Origin of the sequence: Reyranella sp. (assembly GCF_965279625.1) — a bacterium.
Lineage (GTDB): Bacteria > Pseudomonadota > Alphaproteobacteria > Reyranellales > Reyranellaceae > Reyranella.
In genome coordinates, this window is the sequence record NZ_OZ257251.1 from 3503171 (window position 1) to 3520214 (window position 17044).

Consider the following 17044-nt stretch of genomic DNA (forward strand, 5'->3'; position numbering starts at 1 on the left):
CCCACGTGAAACAACAGCTCTGAGCGGGGCTTCTTGGACCCAGTACTCGCCTACATCGAAAGCCAGGGCCTCAAGAACGGCGAGCGTCTTCCGCCCGAACGCGAGCTGGCCGAGATGCTCGGCATCACCCGCAGGGCCGTACGCCGTTCGCTCGAACATCTCGAACTCGGCGGGCAGATTTGGCGCGGACGCCGTAACGGGACGTTCTGGGGGCGCCGGCCCCCCACTCTCGCGCTCGGCATCGAGCGTCGCCTGGGACGAGCGAGCCCCGACGATATCCTCGAAGCGCGCCTTACCCTTGAGCCGGCGATAGCGGCCCTGGCTGCCACCAAGGCGAGCGAAGCCGACCTCGACACCATCGCGATCTACATGCGGCGTACGGCTGAAGCGGCGAGCGATGATACCTGGGCGCAGTGGGACGGCGCGTTCCATCTCGCCATCACGGAGGCCACGCGCAACGAGGTGTTCGTGGCGCTTGTCACCTCTCTCAATGCTTCGCGGGCCGAAGGCCCGTGGAAGCGCATTCGGGTCGCTGCGATGACCGCGGAGAAGCGACGCAACTCCATTGCCCACCACCGCACCATCCTCGAGGCGCTTCGCAAGCGATCGGCTGAGGATGCGAGCCGGGCGATGCGACGGCATCTGCTGTCCGTCCAGCATCACATGTTCGAGTGACATCGCCGAACCTCAGCTCACGGAAGCGAGATTTTCTCTCGCATCCACGAAGAGGTCCGTAATCGCCTGGCGGCGACTGATGAGCTGCTGGTCGAGAAGATAATCCTGAAGCTTGTCGATGATGGCTTGATTGTCAGCTCCCAGCCCGTAGGGCAGAGGATCATGCTGAAAGAGCTCCATCGTCTGGCCCCAGTTGTCGTTCCCCCACGGAAGGAACGTTCCGCCCAGACGACGATGCTTTGCACGCTCCATGGCGTGGCCATAGGCGGCAACCAGCGCTTCCGGCAGGGCAGGATTGGCCTCGATCGTCTTGCGGGCCACGACAACGACATGGCTTATGGGGAAGATGCCGGTTCGCGAAAAATAGCCGGCTTCGGCTTCCCGCCAGTTCTTGATCAGCGGCCGAAAGCGCCGTGCAGACTCGGGCAGAACTTGATCGCGGCTGGACGGCAGTATGAGTGCATCGATCTCGGCGTTTGCGAGAGCGTCCTCGACATCACCCCTGAGGGCGGTGACGGTCACCGCCGATGGCGGAGGAAAGCGCGCCAACGGGTTCGCATGCCAGCGCAGTTGAGACCAGTGCAATCCATATTCGTCATTCAACAGGCCGCGGCACCATACCCCGGCCGTCATCGTGTACTCGGGAATGCCGACGCGGCGGCTGGCGAGATCCGAGACTGTTGCGATGGGATCGTCTCGGCGCACCAGAACGATGCCGTGCCGAAACGCGCGAGCCGGAAAGATCGGCACCGCGCTGAGCCAGTCCTCCCCTCGATCGCGCATCATGATGTAGTTCGAGAGTGAGAATTCGCAGGCGTCGAAGGGCTGCCGCTGGAGGACTTTGGCGAACAGTTCGGGGCGGTCAGCGATTCGATATTCGAGATCAAGGCCGTGGCTAACGGACGGAACTTCGAGCGTATGCTCGTAATCGCCACCAAACAGAATCATCGACGCCTTCTTTGAAGCACCACACTCGCTCGCAATGCGTGACCGCATGAGACGGTGAGGCAAGGCGAGGGTCAAACGGACCAATTATCATTGGTCCGGTTTGGTGGCGTCACAGCAGCGGCTATCTTCGTATTTGCGGCCGCTGGTGCTGATTTTCACAAATCGGCGGAGGAGGAATACGCGCGCCAATCAACGATTGGTCCGGCCGGGTCATCGAAGATGCAGGCGTGCATCGGGAGATCCGCTGTCGGACGTGACGCCTAGGAGTGAACCATGCAAGGACTGCGCCTCGATCACGCGACCATCCGCACGGCGAAGATGGAGGAGACTGTAGCCTTCTTTGCCCGCTTTCTAAGCATGAAGCCGGGGTGGCGACCACCGCTGCGATCGGATGGAACATGGCTCTATGCGGAAGATGGCGACTATCCGATCATCCATCTGATCGAAGCGCCGCCCGGGCAGGCCGGTGGCATGTTCGATCACTTTGCACTCAGGGGTAGCGGCTTGCTGGAGTACGTCCGGAAGCTGCGCAATGCCTGCCAATCATTCGAGGCAAAGGCACTGCCTGATACGCCCTTCACGCAGGTCCATCACTACGATCCCAACGGTGTGAAGATCGAAGTCATCTTCGAGGAGACTGCTCAGCCGCACCTGATTGCGTGCTCGGTCGCGTATCCGCCTACGGCGACCGCCTGAAGCGACGGGCTACTGCTCGCCGCTGGCGCTCGGCACGGCGCTGCCGTCGTGCGGCAGGCCGATCGCGTGATAGCCGGAATCGACGAAGTGGACCGTGCCGGTGACGCCGGCACTGAGGTCCGACAGGTAGTAGAGCGCCGCGCCACCCACGTCGCTCAGTTCGACGTTGCGGCGCAGGGGGGCCGCCTCGCGCGAGACGCGATAGACGTAGCGGGCGCCGCCGATCACCGCGCCGGCCAGGGTGCGCATGGGACCGGGCGAGATCGCGTTGACGCGCACGCCCTGCGGGCCGAGATCGGCCGCGAGATAGCGTACGCTGGCCTCGAGCGCCGCCTTGGCCACGCCCATCACGTTGTAGGACGGCATCACGCGCGTCGAGCCTTCGTAGGTCAGCGTGATCATGCTGCCGCCCTCGGTCATCAGCGGCAGCGCGCGGCGCGCGATCTCGGTGAAGGAGTAGCAGGAGATCGTGAGGCTGCGCTGGAAGTTCGCCTTGGTCGTGTCGACATAGCGGCCCTTCAGCTCCTCCTTGTCGGAGAAGGCGATGGCATGGACCACGAAGTCGAGCCGGCCCCATTCCTTCTTCAGCGTCGCGAAGAGGTTGTCGAGGCTCGCCTCGTCCTCGACATCGGCTTCGACGACGACGGTCGAGCCGAGTTTCTGCACCATCGGCAGCACGCGCTTGCCGAAGGCGGCACCCTGGTAGGTGAAGGCCATCTCGGCGCCGGCGGCATGCAGCGCCTGGGTGATGCCCCAGGCGATCGAGCGGTCGTTGGCGACGCCCATGATGAGCCCGCGCTTGCCCGCCATCAGCCCGTCGACTTTGGGAAAGCCGGAGCCGTCAGTCCGATCTGACATCGATGCCTCAGTGATCGTAGCGGGTGAACAGGAGGCAGGCGTTGGTGCCGCCGAAGCCGAAGCTGTTCGACATCACGGTCTGCAGGCCGGCCTTGTCGATGCGCTCGCGGGCGATGGGATAGCCCTCGGCCCCGGGGTCGAGATTCTCGATGTTGGCGGAGGCGGCGATGAAGTCGTTCTTCATCATCAGCAGCGAATAGATCGCCTCATGGGCGCCGGTCGCGCCCTGGCTGTGCCCGGTCAACGACTTGGTCGAGCTCACCGTGGGCAGCCTGTCGGGCTGCCTGTCGCCGAACACGGCGCGGATGGCGTTGAGCTCGGTGATGTCGCCGACCGGCGTCGCGGTGCCGTGCGTGTTGATGTAGTCGACCGGCGTGTTTCGCCCGGTGCCGCTCGGAAAGCCCGCGAGCGCGAGCTTCATGCAGCGCAGTGCGCCTTCGCCGGAGGGGGCGACCATGTCGGCCCCGTCGGACGTGGCACCGTAGCCGATCACCTCGGCGTAGATCTTGGCGCCGCGCGCCTTTGCCGTCTCGAGTTCCTCGAGCACCAGGATACCGCCGCCACCGGCGATAACGAAGCCGTCGCGGTCTCTGTCATAGGCGCGGCTCGCCCGCTGCGGCGTGTCGTTGAACTTCGACGACATGGCGCCCATGGCATCGAACAGCACGGAAAGCGTCCACTCGAGTTCCTCGCCGCCGCCCGCGAACATGCGGTCGGCCTTGCCGAGCTGGATGGTCTCGACGGCATTGCCGATGCAGTGTGCCGAGGTCGAGCAGGCCGAGCTGATCGAGTAGCTCGGCCCCTTGATCTTGTAGGCAGTCGCGAGGTTCGCCGAGACGGTGCTCGACATCGCGCGCGGCACCTGGAAGGGACCGACGCGCTTGGGACCCTTTTCCTTGGCGGTCATGGCCGCCTGCACGATGGCACCGGTCGTCGGCCCGCCCGAGCCTGCGATCAGGCCGGTGCGCTCGTTCGAGATCTCGGCCTCGCCGAGGCCGGCATCGGCGATCGCTTCCTTCATGGCGAGCCACGCATAGGCCGCCCCGTTGCCCATGAAGCGCATGAGGCGCCGGTCGACCAGCTCCTCGACATTGAGCTTCAGGGTGCCGGCGACCTGGCTGCGGAAGCCGAGATCGCGATATTCCGGCATGAACTCGATGCCGGACTTGCCTTCCTTCAGCGACTGCGTGACCTCGGCGGCGTTGTTGCCGATCGGGGAGACGATCCCGAGACCCGTGACGACGACGCGCTTCATCAGCCTGCCGCTCCGGCCGGCGTCGGGCCATCCTTGACCAGGCCGACCTTCATGTCGTTCGCCTCATAGACGGGATTGCCATCGGCCGTCACGAAACCGTCGCCGACGCCCATGACGAGGCGGCGCAGGATCAGACGCTTCGGGTGTACGTGATAGGTCAGCTTCTTGACCGTCGGCACGATCATGCCGGTGAGCTTGACCTCGCCCACGCCGATCGCCCGGCCGCGGCCCGGCGCCTTCATCCAGCCCAGGAAGAAGCCCAGCATCTGCCAGAGCGCATCGAGGCCCAGGCAACCGGGCATCACCGGATCGCCCTTGAAATGGCAGGCGAAGAACCAGAGCTCGGGCTTCACGTCCAGCTCGGCGATGATCTCGCCCTTGCCGTACTTGCCCCCGGTCGAATCGATTTTGACGATGCGGTCGAACATCAGCATGGGCGGCAGCGGCAGCTGTGCGTTCCCGGGGCCGAAAAGGTTACCCTTGGCGCATTCGATCAAGTCTTCGAAAGTATAGCTATTCTTCTGCTCGTGCTCGCTCACATTCACCGTCCCAAAGGCCGCCCCGGAGGGCTTCGGAGTCAGAATAGGGATGCCGGACGCCGGGCGCAAACGGGCCGCCACGGCGAAACATGCCCTTCCCATGTCTCATTCACCTGCGTACATAAGACTGCAATCATGTCAGACAATGGCCCCGACTATACCGTCAGCCTGCGTGCGGCAGGCCTGCGACCGACGCGTCAGCGCGTCGCGTTGGCACGGGTGCTTTTCGAGGGCGGCCATCGCCATGTCACTGCAGAGAGCCTGCACGCCGAGGTCAAGGCGACCCGCATGCCGGTCTCCCTGGCGACCGTCTACAACACCCTGAATCAGTTTCGCGATGCCGGTCTGCTGCGTGAGGTCGTCGTTGCCCCCGGACGTTCCTATTTCGATACCAACACCGGGCATCACCACCACTTCTTCGTCGAGACCGACGGCGAATTGCATGATTTTCGGTCCGACGAAGTGACGATCGCCGGCCTTCCGGCTCCGCCCGAGGGCACGACGCTTTCCCGGGTCGACGTCATCGTCCGAGTCCGCCGCTAGGGCGATTGCGAAGCGTTTGCAATAACTTAGAACGGTTCTAAGGTTCTTGACGCCGTCGTGCAGGGCCCCCTAAATCCCCTCGTGAGATTGGCGGATGGGCCGATCGCAAAGGGAGAAGAACCATGGCGAATCTGAAGGGCTCCAAGACCGAAGACAATTTGAAGGCGGCTTTCGCCGGCGAGAGTCAGGCCAACCGCCGCTACCTGTATTTCGCCCAGAAGGCCGACGTCGAAGGCTACAACGACGTCGCCGTCGTCTTCCGTTCGACCGCCGAGGGTGAGACCGGCCATGCGCACGGCCATCTCGAGTTCCTCGAGGTGAGCGGCGATCCGGCCACCGGCCTGCCGATCGGCCCGACCGACAGCAACCTCAAGGCCGCGATCGCCGGCGAGACGCACGAGTACACCGACATGTACCCGGGCATGGCGCGCACCGCGCGCGAGGAAGGGTTCGCCGAGGTCGCCGACTGGTTCGAGACGCTGGCGAAGGCGGAGAAGAGCCACGCCGGCCGCTTCCAGAAGGCCCTCGACACGATGGCCTGAGCCCACACGGGCTCGTTCGAAGGGGACCCCGCGCGGGTCCCCTTTTTCTTCCCCGCTCTCCTTCACAAAGCGAACCCCCATGCGCGAAGGCAGCCTCGAAGCACCGATCCGCCACGACCTCGACTGGCAGAACCCCTGGTTCTGGGACGAAAAGGCGCTCGAGAAGGAGATGGAGCGGGTCTTCGACATCTGTCACGGCTGTCGTCGCTGCTTCAACCTGTGCGATTCGTTCCCGCGTCTGTTCGACCTGATCGACAACGGTCCGACCGGCGAGCTCGACGGGGTGAAGAAGGAAGACTACGCGCAGGTCGAGGAAGCCTGCACGCTCTGCGACATGTGCTTCATGACCAAGTGCCCCTATGTGCCGCCGCACGAATGGGCGCTGGATTTCCCCCATCTGATGCTGCGCCACCGCGCGGTGATGGCCCGCAAGAACGGCGTGAAGTTCGTCGACCGGCAGCTTGCCGACACCGATCGCACCGGCCGGCTGGGCACGTTCTTCGCCTCGGCCGCGAACTGGGCGACCGACGAGCACAATACGACGACGCGCCAGAGCATGGAGCGTCTGGCCGGCATCCATCACGGGGCGCGGCTGCCGCGCTATGCCGGCGAGACCTTCGAGATTCGCGCCCGCCGCGAGGGCGCCGTGCTGAACGAGGCGGCGCCGGCCTTCGGCAAGCGCAAGGCGGTCCTCTACGCGACCTGCTTCGTGAACTTCAACAACACCGACATCGGCGCTGCCGCCCGTGCCGTCCTGGCGAAGAACGGCGTCGAGACCGAGGTCGTGCATCCGGCCTGCTGCGGCATGCCGAAGCTCGAGCTGGGCGATATCGAGTCGGTCGCCAATGCAGCGAAGGAAGTAACGGCCGCCCTGCTGCCGTGGGTCGACAAGGGCTACGACATCATTGCGCTGACGCCTTCCTGCGCCCTGATGCTCAAGTTCGAATGGAAGCTGATCTGCCCCAAGGATCCGGCCATCGAGCGCCTGTCGAACGCCACCTTCGACCTTTCCGAATACGTCGTCGACATCGCCAAGAAGCACGGCCTGGCGCCGGGCCTGGAACCGCTCGAAGGCGGCGTCAGCGTCCACCTCGCCTGCCATGCGCGGGCGCAGAACATGGGCGCGAAGGCGGCCGAGATGCTGCGCCTGGTGCCCGGCACGCGCGTGGCGGTGATCGAGCGCTGCAGCGGCCATGGCGGCATCTGGGGCGCGCGGACCGAGAATTTCGAGACTGCGGTGAAGGTCGGCAAGCCTGCCGCACAGGCCGCGCTCAAGAACGACACCAGCTTCGTCGCGTCCGAATGTCCGCTGGCGGCCGATCACCTGATGCAGGTGATGGAAATGACGGCGGGTGACCAGGTGCCGAAGCCGTCGCGTGCGAGCCACCCGATCGAACTTCTGGCGCAGGCCTACGGGCTTGCAGGAACGGACAAGTGATGCCGCGCAAGATCGAAGCCTCCGATATCATCCCGATCGCGGACTACGCGAAGCTGCGGCCCGAGCGCCGCAAGCAGATCTCGGAGATCAAGAAGAACCGCCGGCTCGAAGTCGGCCCATTCGCGACCTTCTATTTCGAATCCTTCGACACGATGCTGCATCAGGTGCTCGAGATGCTGTTCATCGAGAAGGGCGGCGCCGAGCAGCTCCCGGACGAGCTCGCGGCCTACAATCCGCTGATCCCCACGGGCAGCGAGCTGGTCGCCACCGTGATGTTCGAGATCGACGATCCGCTGCGGCGCGCGCGCGTGCTGGGCATGCTGGGCGGCGTCGAGCACAAGGCCTTCATCCGGGTGGACGGCGAGACGATCCGCGGCGTGCCGGAAGACGACCAGGAGCGTTCGCGCGAGGACGGCAAGGCCTCGTCCGTGCAGTTCATCCGCTTTCCTTTCACGGCCGCGCAGGTCGCGGCCTTCAAGGGCGGCGCAGGCGATGTCGTCGTGGGTTTCGACCACGCCAACTACGGCCACATGGCCGTGATGTCGGCTCCCGTGCGCCAGGCGCTGTCGGGCGACTTCGCCTGAGCCCCGGCCTTTGAGGGCTGGCGCAAGTCCTCAGTAGTTCATCGGCAGGACCAGCACGACCGGATCGCCTCGCATGCCCGCCGGAACCGGCGGCAGGGGCATGGCGCGCCGGATCGCCGCCATCTCGGCATTGTCGATCAGCGGCCAGCCGCTCGACCGGTCGAGCCTGATGTCGAGAAGCTCGCCGGAACGGTTGATCGTGACCCGCGTGACGACGCGGCCATGCTGTCTGGCCGCGCGGGCGGTGGCGGGATAGTCGCGATAGGGATCGACGTGGCGGTAGACGCGCGACAGATAGTCGTTGCGCGCGCCGCCATCGCCCAGCGCCTGGTCGATGGAACTGGTCGAGGGGCCACCGAGGCTCGAGGTCTGCGGCGGATAGTCCTGCAGCCGCGCACCCGGCGTCTGGGCCGTGCGGGGCGTGGTCGGGGGACGCGTGGCCTGTCGGTTCGGCCGGGGCGGCGGCGTCGCCTCCAGCGTCACCTGTGGTTTCCACGAAGAGGCATCCGTCTGCCAGGCGGCCTGTGCTTCCGCTTCGCTGGCAGGCGTCGGCGTGGGCTCCGCGACCTCCTGCTCGCGGGGAGGGGGCGGCGCGTGACTGGGCTCGGCATTCTCGGTTGGTGGTGTCGGGGCAGCAGTCGTTGCAACGGGGGCCGGCGCGGTCACCTGGCGAGGAGGCGGCTCCGGCGGCCGCTCGACAGGCGCTGGTTGGGCGGGCGCCAGGGCAGCCTGCTGGACCGGTTCAGGCGGCGGCGGGGCCACGACTGGGGCTGCATCGGGCGGTTGCGCTTCGGACTGAACGGGCTCCGCCGGTGTGGTTTCGGTGACGGCAGGGCCGGGGGCGGCGGCGGCCAGCGAACCCGCCGACAGCGGCTCGGGCTCGACCGAGACCATGATCGGCGTTTCGGCATGGTCGAACGGGCGCAAGGGCGCGGCCCACCATAGCGCCGCGGCGGCGAGCACATGCAGGCCCACCGCCAGGGCAAGCGCCGCCGGCGACATGCGCCCGGATTGCGACCGGATGAGACTGTCGTGTGTCACGGCAGCCAAGTTTTACGTCCGCCCGGCACGCGCGGCCAGCCGGATCGATGACGGCCCGGACGCCGCTAGCGCTGCTCGTTGTAGCGGAAGCTGACGGGGAGCTGGAACGTGTGGCTGTCGCCGGTGATGTCCGCGGGCAGGGCCGGATAGGGGCTGGCGCGCCGGATCGTGTCCATCACGCCGGCATCGAGCGAGGGAAGGCCACTCGATTTCTCCATGACCACGTTCAGCAGTTGTCCCTGGCGCGAGATTGTCACCCGGGTGAGCACCGTGCCTTCCTCGCGGATGACGCCGGTATTCTTCGGGACATAGGGAAACTGCGCGATCCGTCGCATGACCTGCCAGAGATACTGCTCCTGCGCTCGCTTCTCGCCGTAATTGTCGGCCGGGTTGCGAAAGGTTGGCGAGGGCTGGGCGGCGGCCTGCGAGCCTTGCGAGGATCGCGGCTGGGTGAGCGGAGACGGGCGGGGCTGCTGCGGAGCCGCCGGCGGTGTCGGCGGACGCGGGGCCGGCGGCGGCGGTGGAGGCGGTGGAGGCGGCGCCGGACGCGCGGCCTGCTGCTGCGGCTTGGGCGGCGGGGGGGCCGGCAGAGGCTTCGGTATGTCCCGTTCGGTCACGGGCGGCGGCGGCGCCTCGAGCGGCGGCAGCGCCTGCTCGAGCGCGGGCGGCGGCGGAGCAGGCGGCTCCGGCTTCGCGAGAGCCTGCTGTTGCGGCGGGGGCGGCGGGTCCGGCTGGGCAAGCGCCTGCTGCTGGGGCGGTGGCTCGGACGGCTGCTGTTTCGCCTCTTCCTTCGCGGCTTCCGGCTTCGGCTCCTCCTGCTTTGGCTCCTCCTTGGGGCCCGCTTCCTGCACCTTGTCGGGCGTCGGCATGTCGGTGGCGCGCGGCGCCGGCTTCTCGGCACCGGCGACGGCACGGGGATCGGAGCTGCGCTCCGTGGGCGGCGGCGGGAGACCCAGACGCACTGGGGGCGCCTTAGGCTGGGGGGCGGGCGTCGGCGCGCTGGCAGCGGGCGCAGGCGAGGGCGGCGGCGGGGTAGGCGCCGCGGGTTCGGGCACGGGCTCGGGTGGCTTCTCGGCGATCACCGGCGGTGTCTCCGGTGCCTCCATAGAGACCTCGATTGCGTCTTCGGACGGATCCACCGGACGCAGCGGCGAAACCCAGAACAGCGCCAGTCCCACACCGACGTGCAGAAGCACCGCCAGCGCCACGGCAGCGGGCGGCATGCGCTCGAATCTGGAGTAGGTGAGGCTGACGTCGTGGGTCACTGTGACCCCGTTCTACGGGGCGGCTGGACGGGCCGCTAGTTGATGGGCTCGGATTTGTAGACGCCCCACATGCCGCTTCGTTCGATCCAGCCGTTGACGCCGGAAACCTTGACCCGGCACCAGTCCCCGGCGCAGGAGCGGATTTCGCCCAGGACTTCCGGTTCGAGCTTGGCCACGACCTCGGCCGAGGCCGCCGGCGTCTTGTGGAGACTTGCAGTTTTTGCGGCGATGATGAAGCTGCGCTTGCCGGTGAGCAGGCTTTGATGAACCCAACCGCTGGCGCCCTGCCAATCGCGGATTTTGCGCCAATTCTCGTATTCCGCGACGATTTCCACGGGCATGGCCTTGCGCTTGAACACCCAGTCCACGGGATAGCGCGCGCCCGGTCCGGTGCGGACATTGACCTCGTCGGAGCGCAGGGAGGCGAAACGGGGAATGGGCAGGCCGGACCCCTTGCGCTGGGTGGAGGTCGGTTTGTCGGGGGCGGCAAGGGCTGCGTTGCCGCCTGCTTGGGGCAGGGAAAATGCCGCCAAAGCCACGAAGAAGCCGCAAAGTAGGACGGACGATCGAATTCCCATCGCCGCCTATATACCTGATTTCTTCAAATCCAGCGACAAGCTCCTGAAATGGCGCGACTTTCTGGTTTATAAATAGGCGGGGGCGTTTGCTGGACAAAACGCGCGCGGACTTGGTAATCCGGCTCAGTCACTGTCTCGAGCCAGCGCCGGTCCCATTTCGCACATGCCGTCCACCCCCAAGATAAAGCCGCTGGTGATCGTCACCCGAAAGCTTCCCGACGCGATCGAGACGCGTCTGATGGAACTGTTCGATACGCGACTGAACGCCGACGACAAGCCGTTGACCGGCCCGCAGCTCGTCGAGGCCGTGAAAGCGGCGGACGTGCTGGTGCCGACCGTCACCGACCGGATCGACGCCCGCGTGCTCTCGCAGGCGGGTCCGAAGCTGAAGCTGATCGCCTCGTTCGGCACCGGCGTCGACCACATCGATCTCGACACGGCCCGCCAGCGCGGCATCACCGTGACCAACACGCCCGGCGTGCTGACCGAGGATACCGCCGACATGGCCATGGCGCTGGTCCTGGCCACGGCGCGGCGCGTCGGCGAGGGCGAGCGGCTGGTGCGCAGCGGCAAGTGGTCCGGCTGGAGCCCGACCTCGATGCTGGGCGCCCGCCTGCAGGGCAAGCGCCTGGGCATCGTCGGCATGGGCCGCATCGGCCAGGCGCTGGCGCGCCGCGCGCGCGGCTTTGGCCTCGCCATCCACTATCACAATCGCAAGCGCGTTCACGGCGAGATCGAGCGCGAGCTCGAGGCGACCTATTGGGAGAGCCTCGACCAGATGCTGGCGCGGATGGACATCGTGTCCGTCAACTGCCCGCACACGCCCGCGACGTTCCACCTTCTCTCGGCGCGACGTCTCAAGCTGATGAAGCCGACGTCGATCCTCGTGAACACCGCGCGCGGCGAGGTGATCGACGAGAACGCCATGGTGCGCATGCTGAAGGCGGGCGAAATGGCCAGCGCCGGCCTCGACGTCTACGAGAACGAGCCGCAGGTGAACTCGAAGCTGCTCGAACTCGATCGCGTCGTGCTGCTGCCGCACATGGGCTCGGCCACGCTCGAGGGCCGCATCGAGATGGGCGAGAAGGTCCTGATCAACATCAAGACCTTCGCCGATGGCCACAAGCCGCCGGACCGCGTGCTCGCGACGATGTTCTAAGGGTATGCTGGGGGCGCGCCACTCCAGTGGCGCGTCATTGTCTTTTCTGCCCGGTGCGGGCTCTCGCGGCACAGCGTTTTCGCCGAAGCCGGCGAAAACGCGAGAAGGCGCTGCCGCCCGCCAGCGCGTCGTCGCAACGACGCGCTATAGATCTCCCTCGACCATTTCGCGCGCACGATTATCGATCAGCACGTCGCGCGTGGCGCGGCCGACCTGGGCGCCGATCAGGATGGTGAGCGAGGTCCAGTACATCCAGACCATGATGGCGGCGAAGCCCGCCGTGGCGCCGAACGCCGAGGTGAGCTGGGTCACCTCGAAATAGAAGACCAGCGCGCGGTTGCCGACCGCGAAGAGCAGCGCGTTCACCAGGCCGCCGATCAGCGCGTAGCGCCAGGGGACGTGGCCGGTCGGCAGCCACTTGTAGATCAGCGTGAAGAAGCCCGAGAGCAGGCCGTAGTGCACGGAGGTCGAGATCGCTGGGCCGATCCAGACGCCGAGGACGGGAAATCGTTCGAGCACGCCGGCATAGGCCGAGATCAGCACGCTCGCCAGGATCACGACGATCAGCACGACGCCCAGCACGATCATCAGCAGAACGGCGAGCAGTCTCGACTTCAGGCTGGCCAGGACCGGATGCACCGTCGGCCCCTTGTTGTCCCGCCAGATCGCGTCGATGCCGTCGTCCAGTTCCACGAAGACGCGGGTGCCGGTGTAGAGCAGCACGGCGGCGCCAGCGAGGGCGGCGATGCCCCCGCCGCGGAACAGGTCCTCGGAGGCGAAGCGGCGGATGGTGCGCAACTGGTCCTGCGCCACGACGGTGCCCAGCGCATCGAAGATCGTCTCCTGCGCCATGAACCGGCCGACGAAGGGTTCGGCGATGGCGATGGTGAAGATCATGATCGGGCCGAGCGCGAACATGGTGTAGAACGCCATGGCCGCGGCCGAGGTCGAGAGCCGGTTCGCGAAGTAGCCGTAGCCGGCCTCATAGGCGATCCGCCAGAGCGTGGTGATCATGTTCGGCATGGCTGAGCGAGGGCGATGGGATAGTACGCTCGAAGCGGCCCCGCGGTTGCCGGTCTTTGCATGACGGCCAATGCCCTGCCGATCAGTATTGCTTGAGGCCGAGGCCGGCGATCGCGAGCAGGATCGAGGCGGTACCCAGGGTCGCCGCCGACCCGAGCGTTCCCAGCAGCCGGCCCTTGGGGATCAGGCCCAGCATGCCGCCCGCATGCAGCAGGCGGGCCAGCAGCAGCAGCACTGACAGGGCCGCCACGAGGCCGAAGCCGTAGAAGTCGCTCGCCATGTAGATCATCAGCAGGGTGAGCGGCGCGAACTCCACCAGGTTGCCGTGCGCCCGCACCGCGGCCTGCATCTCGGCATCGCCGCCGTCCCCCAGGTTGATCCGCTTGCGGCCCCGCATCAGGCCGACATTCACGGCCAGCGCGACCGCCAGCAGGCCCAACAGCCCGGCGCAAACGAAAAAGACGGGCATTGGGGGCTCCTCGGAGTGGCTCGATTCAGTGGCATTGTAGGACCATATTGGCAGGGCACCAGCCGACGAAAGCAAGAGGAGCCGCGTCAGGTGGCGGCTACTGCGCAGGAAGAGCGAGTTGCCGACCGCCGACCGCCGACCGGGCCTTGCCGGGACGCCCGGCGCCGGACTTCGAGATTGCAGTTATGCACTACGTCAACGGCAACCGTATCCAGCCGCCCTGCCCGGCCGGCCTCGAGCAGGCGATGTTCGGGCTGGCTGCTTCTGGCGCGCCGAGCGTGTGTTCTGGGAAGCGCGTTTCGCGGAGGTGTCAGGAATCGGACAGGGTCGACGTCTGCACCGTCGGCGCCTGCGCGGGTGTCTTGCACCGAGACGAGTGTACGAGAATCCCTTTGCAATGGTCGTTAAAGATGAAGGGGCGGTTCAGCCTTGCAGATACCGTCCGAAGTGCGTGGCCAACCGGTCCGCTGCGGCGGCCACCAGAGGGGGATCGTCGTAGAAATGGGTTTGCCCGCGCGAGGCGATCCACACGATTTCCTTGGGCGTCGCCAGGGCGTCGTGAAATTTCCGAGCCCAGGCCGGCGACAACGCGTTTTCCGAATGAATCATCAGGACCGGCACGTCGAGGTGCGGCGCCGCCGCCTGGACATCGAACGGCAGAAAGTGCTCGCGCGACATGACGGCAAAAGCGTTGGCATAGGCGGGGGTCGCCGCCCGGCGTGTGTAGTAGTCGACGGTATCCTCGGTCTGCATCGCCGCGTCGCCCTGCAACGAAGCGGCCGGAATGGTCTCGACCTCGCCGGTTGCCTCGAAGCGGCGGCGTGCGGCGATGCCCTGGTCGACCCGCGCGGCGAAGCTCGTGGCATCCCGTGCCTGCATGTCGGCAGGATCGCGGTAGTAGCCGGCGACCGCACCGTAGGCTTTGACGAGGGGATTGTCGGCTGCTGCCCAGGCGGCGTAGCCGGCACCCAGGCAGACGCCCGCCGCGCCGATACGTCGGCTGTCGATGTCGCGTCGTGCCGCGAGCCAATCCAGGCCGGCGCGGAGGTCGGCCACCTTGTGCCGCCAGTATTCGTACTGGCGGGGCATGCCGCCGCTTTCGCCATAGTGGCGATGGTCGAGGGCGAGCGCGGCGAAGCCGCGAGCTGCCAATGCGGCGGCATAGACGCCGGTTACCTGCTCCTTGATGCTGGTCATCGGGCCGCCGACGATCAGTGCCGGGTGGGGCCCCGGACCCTCCGGCAGGTGCAGGTGGCCGACGACAGTCACGCCGTCCACCGGGAAGCGGACGATCTCGATCATGACGCCACGCCTTCCGCAGGCGTCCAGTCGCCGACCCAGTTTCCGTCGCGATAGATCTCGTGGCCGGCATGGGGTGTGAACTCGACCATGACGGTTGCGCGCGGCACGCCCAGCAATTCCACGCAGGCTTCGACGATGCCGTTTGCCAGGGTGAGGCGATTCTCGGCCGGTCGACCCGGTCGATATTCCACCAGCACCATTGTGATCGACTCGATCCCCTGGGGGCCGAGGCGGAAGAGATTGTCGGGGCCCAGCTCGCAGAGACCGACATTGGGTCGCCAGAGCTGGGTCTGCATGACATCGGCGTAGAGGCGACAGAGCCGCTCCGCCAGTTCGCGCTTAACCGCCGCCGGGAAGTGGCCTGGCAGGTCGAGGTGTAGATACGGCATCAGGGGGCTCCGCTCAGCAGGTGGTCGAAGGTGATGGTGATGAAGAGACGTAGCGGCCTGTCGCTCTTCTCGGCCTTCATGCGCAGCAGAGCGCCTTCCCAGCCGTCGACGAGGTAGGCCGCCAGCGCTCCCGGTTCGAGGCCGGCGCGGAGGTCGCCGCGTGCCTGCGCCTCGACCAGGAGGTCGCGCAGCATCGTTTGCCATTCGGCGAACGCGGCTCGCAGTCGGCCACGCACCGCCTCGCTGTGGTCGGCGATCTCGGCACTGAGATTGCCCAGCAGGCAGCCGCCGACGTGGCCGCGTTCGCCCAGTGCCGTCGCATAGGCTTCCAGATAGGCGCGGAGCCGGTGCAACGGCGGCATCGACCGGTTTGCGATGAAGAGGGCTTGCCGACGTGCCGTATTCCGGGCCGCCCAGTGGTCGACCACGGCGCAGGCAAACGCCTCTTTGCTGTCGAAGTAGTAGTAGAACGAGCCCTTTGGCACTCCTGCGGCAGCGACGATGTCGGCTACGCCGGTGCTGTTGAATCCAGCCGCCAGAAGCCCCTCCAATCCGGCCTCGACGAGTCGTGAACGGGCATCCTGCTCTGACATGCATTAATAGTTGACCGGTCATCTACTAAAGTCAAATGAGCCATCGACCACTAACGTACGCCAGCCGGCTAGGCCGTCGGCGGGACCGTGGCGTAGCCGAATTCCTGGTCGAGCGCGGCGATCTGGCGGCGGAAGTCGATCCGCATCCTGGCCTTGTCGCTCTCGTCCAGCCACGAGGCTTCGACCGAATTCAGGCTGAACATCCGGGCCTTGTCGGGGCCCCAGCCGATCGTCTCGAATAGGGTCGTAAAGCCATGCCCGAGATTGGTGCCGAACATCGCCGGATCGTCGGTGTTGATGGTGACGTTCAAGCCGGCCTCGACCATGCGACGGATGCGCTGCGGCCGGTGCGGTCGATTGTGCAGCAGGCTGGTCCAGGCGCAGGGCGTGAAATAGAGCCCGTCCTTGCGCGCCTCGGCCATCACGAAGTCCGACGCCAGCATGTTGTAGCCGTGATCGATGCGGTCGCAGCGCAGCACGTCGCGGCAGATCAGATAGTTGGTCGGCGGCGCCTCGAGCGGCGTGAGATAATCCTCGCAGCAATGGGCCGTGCAGCGCAGCCCGCCCTTGCGGGCCAGCGCATAGGCCTCGGCGAAGATGGCGGGCGGACCGACGCTCTCATTGCCGTCCAGGCCGATCCCGATCACCAGCTCGTGGCGATGCGCGAGCGCCGTCTCGACGATCTCGACGGCCTGGGCGGGCGAATTGATCGAGCGGTCGATGCAGCAGATCAGCCGGGCGGAGATACCGAAGTCGCGGCCCACGCGCTCGATGCCGTTGGCCATGCCGGCCACCATCGAGGGATAGTCGATGCCGTTGGGATAGAAGTAGTCGGGATTGAAGAAGAACTCGACGTGCCGCAGGTTGCCGTCGCGCGCGGCATCCTCGCAATATTCGTGGATCGCGCGGCTGAAATCCTCCGGCGTGCGCAGCACCGAGGCGGTGAGGCGCAGGATTTCCAGGAACCCGTCGAAGTTCGGCCACTGGTAGAGCTGCTCCGCGGGTCGCGGCAGCGGCAAGCCGTAGTGCTTGGCCAGCTCGGCCACGGTCGTGGCGCGCAGCGTGCCGGCGAGGTGGCAATGCAGCTCGGCCTTGGGAATGCGCCGCAGATAATCGTCGGCAACCGCTTTCGCCATGGGGGCGATCC

General features: G+C 66.5%; 20 protein-coding genes. 7 read left to right on the top strand and 13 right to left on the bottom strand.

The features are described from left to right. Positions 1-33: 33 nt before the first annotated feature. The gene (locus ACQY78_RS16970; protein WP_428676951.1) at positions 34-675 is read left to right on the top strand and encodes a FadR/GntR family transcriptional regulator; all 642 of its coding nucleotides are present in this window, start codon (positions 34-36) and stop codon (positions 673-675) included. 12 nt (positions 676-687) lie between these two features. Here the strand turns inward: ACQY78_RS16970 and ACQY78_RS16975 are convergent, their stop codons facing one another. Continuing rightward, on the bottom strand, positions 688-1623 hold the full coding sequence (locus ACQY78_RS16975; RefSeq protein WP_428676952.1) for a hypothetical protein: 936 nt from the start codon (positions 1621-1623) through the stop codon (positions 688-690). Between the two features lie 273 nt (positions 1624-1896). Between ACQY78_RS16975 and ACQY78_RS16980 the strand changes: the two genes are divergently transcribed. Further along, the gene (locus ACQY78_RS16980; RefSeq protein ID WP_428676954.1) at positions 1897-2319 is read left to right on the top strand and encodes a VOC family protein; all 423 of its coding nucleotides are present in this window, start codon (positions 1897-1899) and stop codon (positions 2317-2319) included. A 9-nt stretch (positions 2320-2328) separates the two neighbouring features. Here the strand turns inward: ACQY78_RS16980 and ACQY78_RS16985 are convergent, their stop codons facing one another. The 3 genes from ACQY78_RS16985 to fabA are packed head-to-tail and all read right to left on the bottom strand — an operon-like array spanning position 2329 to position 4971. Next, the gene (locus tag ACQY78_RS16985; RefSeq protein WP_428676955.1) at positions 2329-3177 is read right to left on the bottom strand and encodes an enoyl-ACP reductase FabI; all 849 of its coding nucleotides are present in this window, start codon (positions 3175-3177) and stop codon (positions 2329-2331) included. A gap of 7 nt (positions 3178-3184) precedes the next feature. After that, entirely contained in the window at positions 3185-4432 is a 1248-nt protein-coding gene (gene fabB / locus ACQY78_RS16990) for a beta-ketoacyl-ACP synthase I (RefSeq protein WP_428676957.1), read from the bottom strand. After that, positions 4432-4971: a bifunctional 3-hydroxydecanoyl-ACP dehydratase/trans-2-decenoyl-ACP isomerase gene (gene fabA, locus ACQY78_RS16995; protein WP_428676959.1), complete on the bottom strand. Its 540-nt coding sequence runs from the start codon at positions 4969-4971 to the stop codon at positions 4432-4434. The genes fabB and fabA overlap by 1 nt, the downstream gene beginning before the upstream one ends. Before the next feature lie 135 nt (positions 4972-5106). Between fabA and irrA the strand changes: the two genes are divergently transcribed. From irrA to ACQY78_RS17015, 4 genes are all read left to right on the top strand, one after another. Further along, complete coding sequence (irrA, locus tag ACQY78_RS17000) at positions 5107-5514, top strand: iron response transcriptional regulator IrrA (RefSeq protein ID WP_428676961.1); 408 nt, start codon at positions 5107-5109, stop codon at positions 5512-5514. Between the two features lie 122 nt (positions 5515-5636). Continuing rightward, positions 5637-6056, top strand: a complete 420-nt coding sequence (locus ACQY78_RS17005) for a rubrerythrin family protein (RefSeq protein WP_428676963.1) — start codon at positions 5637-5639, stop codon at positions 6054-6056. A 79-nt stretch (positions 6057-6135) separates the two neighbouring features. Further along, complete coding sequence (locus ACQY78_RS17010; protein ID WP_428676965.1) at positions 6136-7494, top strand: heterodisulfide reductase-related iron-sulfur binding cluster; 1359 nt, start codon at positions 6136-6138, stop codon at positions 7492-7494. Then, positions 7494-8078 carry a DUF3501 family protein gene (locus tag ACQY78_RS17015; RefSeq protein ID WP_428676967.1) on the top strand — a complete coding sequence of 195 codons (585 nt, stop codon included), beginning with the start codon at positions 7494-7496 and terminating at the stop codon, positions 8076-8078. The genes ACQY78_RS17010 and ACQY78_RS17015 overlap by 1 nt, the downstream gene beginning before the upstream one ends. Before the next feature lie 30 nt (positions 8079-8108). On the opposite strand, the gene ACQY78_RS17020 is transcribed toward ACQY78_RS17015, so the two are convergent. The 3 genes from ACQY78_RS17020 to ACQY78_RS17030 form a co-directional block, all read right to left on the bottom strand. Beyond that, the gene (locus tag ACQY78_RS17020; RefSeq protein ID WP_428686413.1) at positions 8109-9119 is read right to left on the bottom strand and encodes a TonB family protein; all 1011 of its coding nucleotides are present in this window, start codon (positions 9117-9119) and stop codon (positions 8109-8111) included. 65 nt (positions 9120-9184) lie between these two features. Then, positions 9185-10384 (bottom strand): energy transducer TonB family protein, encoded by a 1200-nt coding sequence (locus ACQY78_RS17025; RefSeq protein ID WP_428676968.1) that lies wholly within the window; start codon positions 10382-10384, stop codon positions 9185-9187. A 35-nt stretch (positions 10385-10419) separates the two neighbouring features. Beyond that, positions 10420-10923 (bottom strand): SH3 domain-containing protein, encoded by a 504-nt coding sequence (locus ACQY78_RS17030; protein WP_428676969.1) that lies wholly within the window; start codon positions 10921-10923, stop codon positions 10420-10422. 202 nt (positions 10924-11125) lie between these two features. On the opposite strand from ACQY78_RS17030, the gene ACQY78_RS17035 reads away from it, so the two are divergent. Beyond that, positions 11126-12121 (top strand): 2-hydroxyacid dehydrogenase, encoded by a 996-nt coding sequence (locus ACQY78_RS17035; RefSeq protein ID WP_425068890.1) that lies wholly within the window; start codon positions 11126-11128, stop codon positions 12119-12121. A gap of 144 nt (positions 12122-12265) precedes the next feature. On the opposite strand, the gene ACQY78_RS17040 is transcribed toward ACQY78_RS17035, so the two are convergent. From ACQY78_RS17040 to add, 6 genes are all read right to left on the bottom strand, one after another. Next, positions 12266-13135 carry a YihY/virulence factor BrkB family protein gene (locus ACQY78_RS17040; RefSeq protein WP_428676972.1) on the bottom strand — a complete coding sequence of 290 codons (870 nt, stop codon included), beginning with the start codon at positions 13133-13135 and terminating at the stop codon, positions 12266-12268. 91 nt (positions 13136-13226) lie between these two features. After that, positions 13227-13613 (bottom strand): MAPEG family protein, encoded by a 387-nt coding sequence (locus ACQY78_RS17045; protein ID WP_428676973.1) that lies wholly within the window; start codon positions 13611-13613, stop codon positions 13227-13229. Positions 13614-14036: 423 nt separating this feature from the next. Beyond that, on the bottom strand, positions 14037-14915 hold the full coding sequence (locus tag ACQY78_RS17050; protein ID WP_428676975.1) for an alpha/beta hydrolase: 879 nt from the start codon (positions 14913-14915) through the stop codon (positions 14037-14039). Then, positions 14912-15304: a tautomerase family protein gene (locus ACQY78_RS17055; RefSeq protein WP_428676976.1), complete on the bottom strand. Its 393-nt coding sequence runs from the start codon at positions 15302-15304 to the stop codon at positions 14912-14914. The genes ACQY78_RS17050 and ACQY78_RS17055 overlap by 4 nt, the downstream gene beginning before the upstream one ends. Then, the gene (locus ACQY78_RS17060; RefSeq protein WP_428676977.1) at positions 15304-15897 is read right to left on the bottom strand and encodes a TetR family transcriptional regulator C-terminal domain-containing protein; all 594 of its coding nucleotides are present in this window, start codon (positions 15895-15897) and stop codon (positions 15304-15306) included. Before ACQY78_RS17060 ends, ACQY78_RS17055 begins: the two co-directional genes overlap by 1 nt. A gap of 68 nt (positions 15898-15965) precedes the next feature. Continuing rightward, the gene (gene add, locus ACQY78_RS17065) at positions 15966-17033 is read right to left on the bottom strand and encodes an adenosine deaminase (protein ID WP_428676978.1); all 1068 of its coding nucleotides are present in this window, start codon (positions 17031-17033) and stop codon (positions 15966-15968) included. Between the last annotated feature and the right edge of the window lie 11 nt (positions 17034-17044).

Coding starts and splice junctions, on each gene's coding strand:
- ACQY78_RS16985 (WP_428676955.1), bottom strand. CDS start 3,177: ATGTCAGATCGGACTGACGGCTCCGGCTTTCCCAAAGTCGACGGGCTG.
- ACQY78_RS17010 (WP_428676965.1), top strand. CDS start 6,136: ATGCGCGAAGGCAGCCTCGAAGCACCGATCCGCCACGACCTCGACTGG.
- ACQY78_RS16980 (WP_428676954.1), top strand. CDS start 1,897: ATGCAAGGACTGCGCCTCGATCACGCGACCATCCGCACGGCGAAGATG.
- ACQY78_RS16975 (WP_428676952.1), bottom strand. CDS start 1,623: ATGATTCTGTTTGGTGGCGATTACGAGCATACGCTCGAAGTTCCGTCC.
- ACQY78_RS17055 (WP_428676976.1), bottom strand. CDS start 15,304: ATGCCGTATCTACACCTCGACCTGCCAGGCCACTTCCCGGCGGCGGTT.
- ACQY78_RS17045 (WP_428676973.1), bottom strand. CDS start 13,613: ATGCCCGTCTTTTTCGTTTGCGCCGGGCTGTTGGGCCTGCTGGCGGTC.
- fabB (WP_428676957.1), bottom strand. CDS start 4,432: ATGAAGCGCGTCGTCGTCACGGGTCTCGGGATCGTCTCCCCGATCGGC.
- add (WP_428676978.1), bottom strand. CDS start 17,033: ATGGCGAAAGCGGTTGCCGACGATTATCTGCGGCGCATTCCCAAGGCC.
- ACQY78_RS17060 (WP_428676977.1), bottom strand. CDS start 15,897: ATGTCAGAGCAGGATGCCCGTTCACGACTCGTCGAGGCCGGATTGGAG.
- ACQY78_RS17050 (WP_428676975.1), bottom strand. CDS start 14,915: ATGATCGAGATCGTCCGCTTCCCGGTGGACGGCGTGACTGTCGTCGGC.
- ACQY78_RS17005 (WP_428676963.1), top strand. CDS start 5,637: ATGGCGAATCTGAAGGGCTCCAAGACCGAAGACAATTTGAAGGCGGCT.
- ACQY78_RS17015 (WP_428676967.1), top strand. CDS start 7,494: ATGCCGCGCAAGATCGAAGCCTCCGATATCATCCCGATCGCGGACTAC.
- ACQY78_RS17040 (WP_428676972.1), bottom strand. CDS start 13,135: ATGATCACCACGCTCTGGCGGATCGCCTATGAGGCCGGCTACGGCTAC.
- irrA (WP_428676961.1), top strand. CDS start 5,107: ATGTCAGACAATGGCCCCGACTATACCGTCAGCCTGCGTGCGGCAGGC.
- ACQY78_RS17035 (WP_425068890.1), top strand. CDS start 11,126: ATGCCGTCCACCCCCAAGATAAAGCCGCTGGTGATCGTCACCCGAAAG.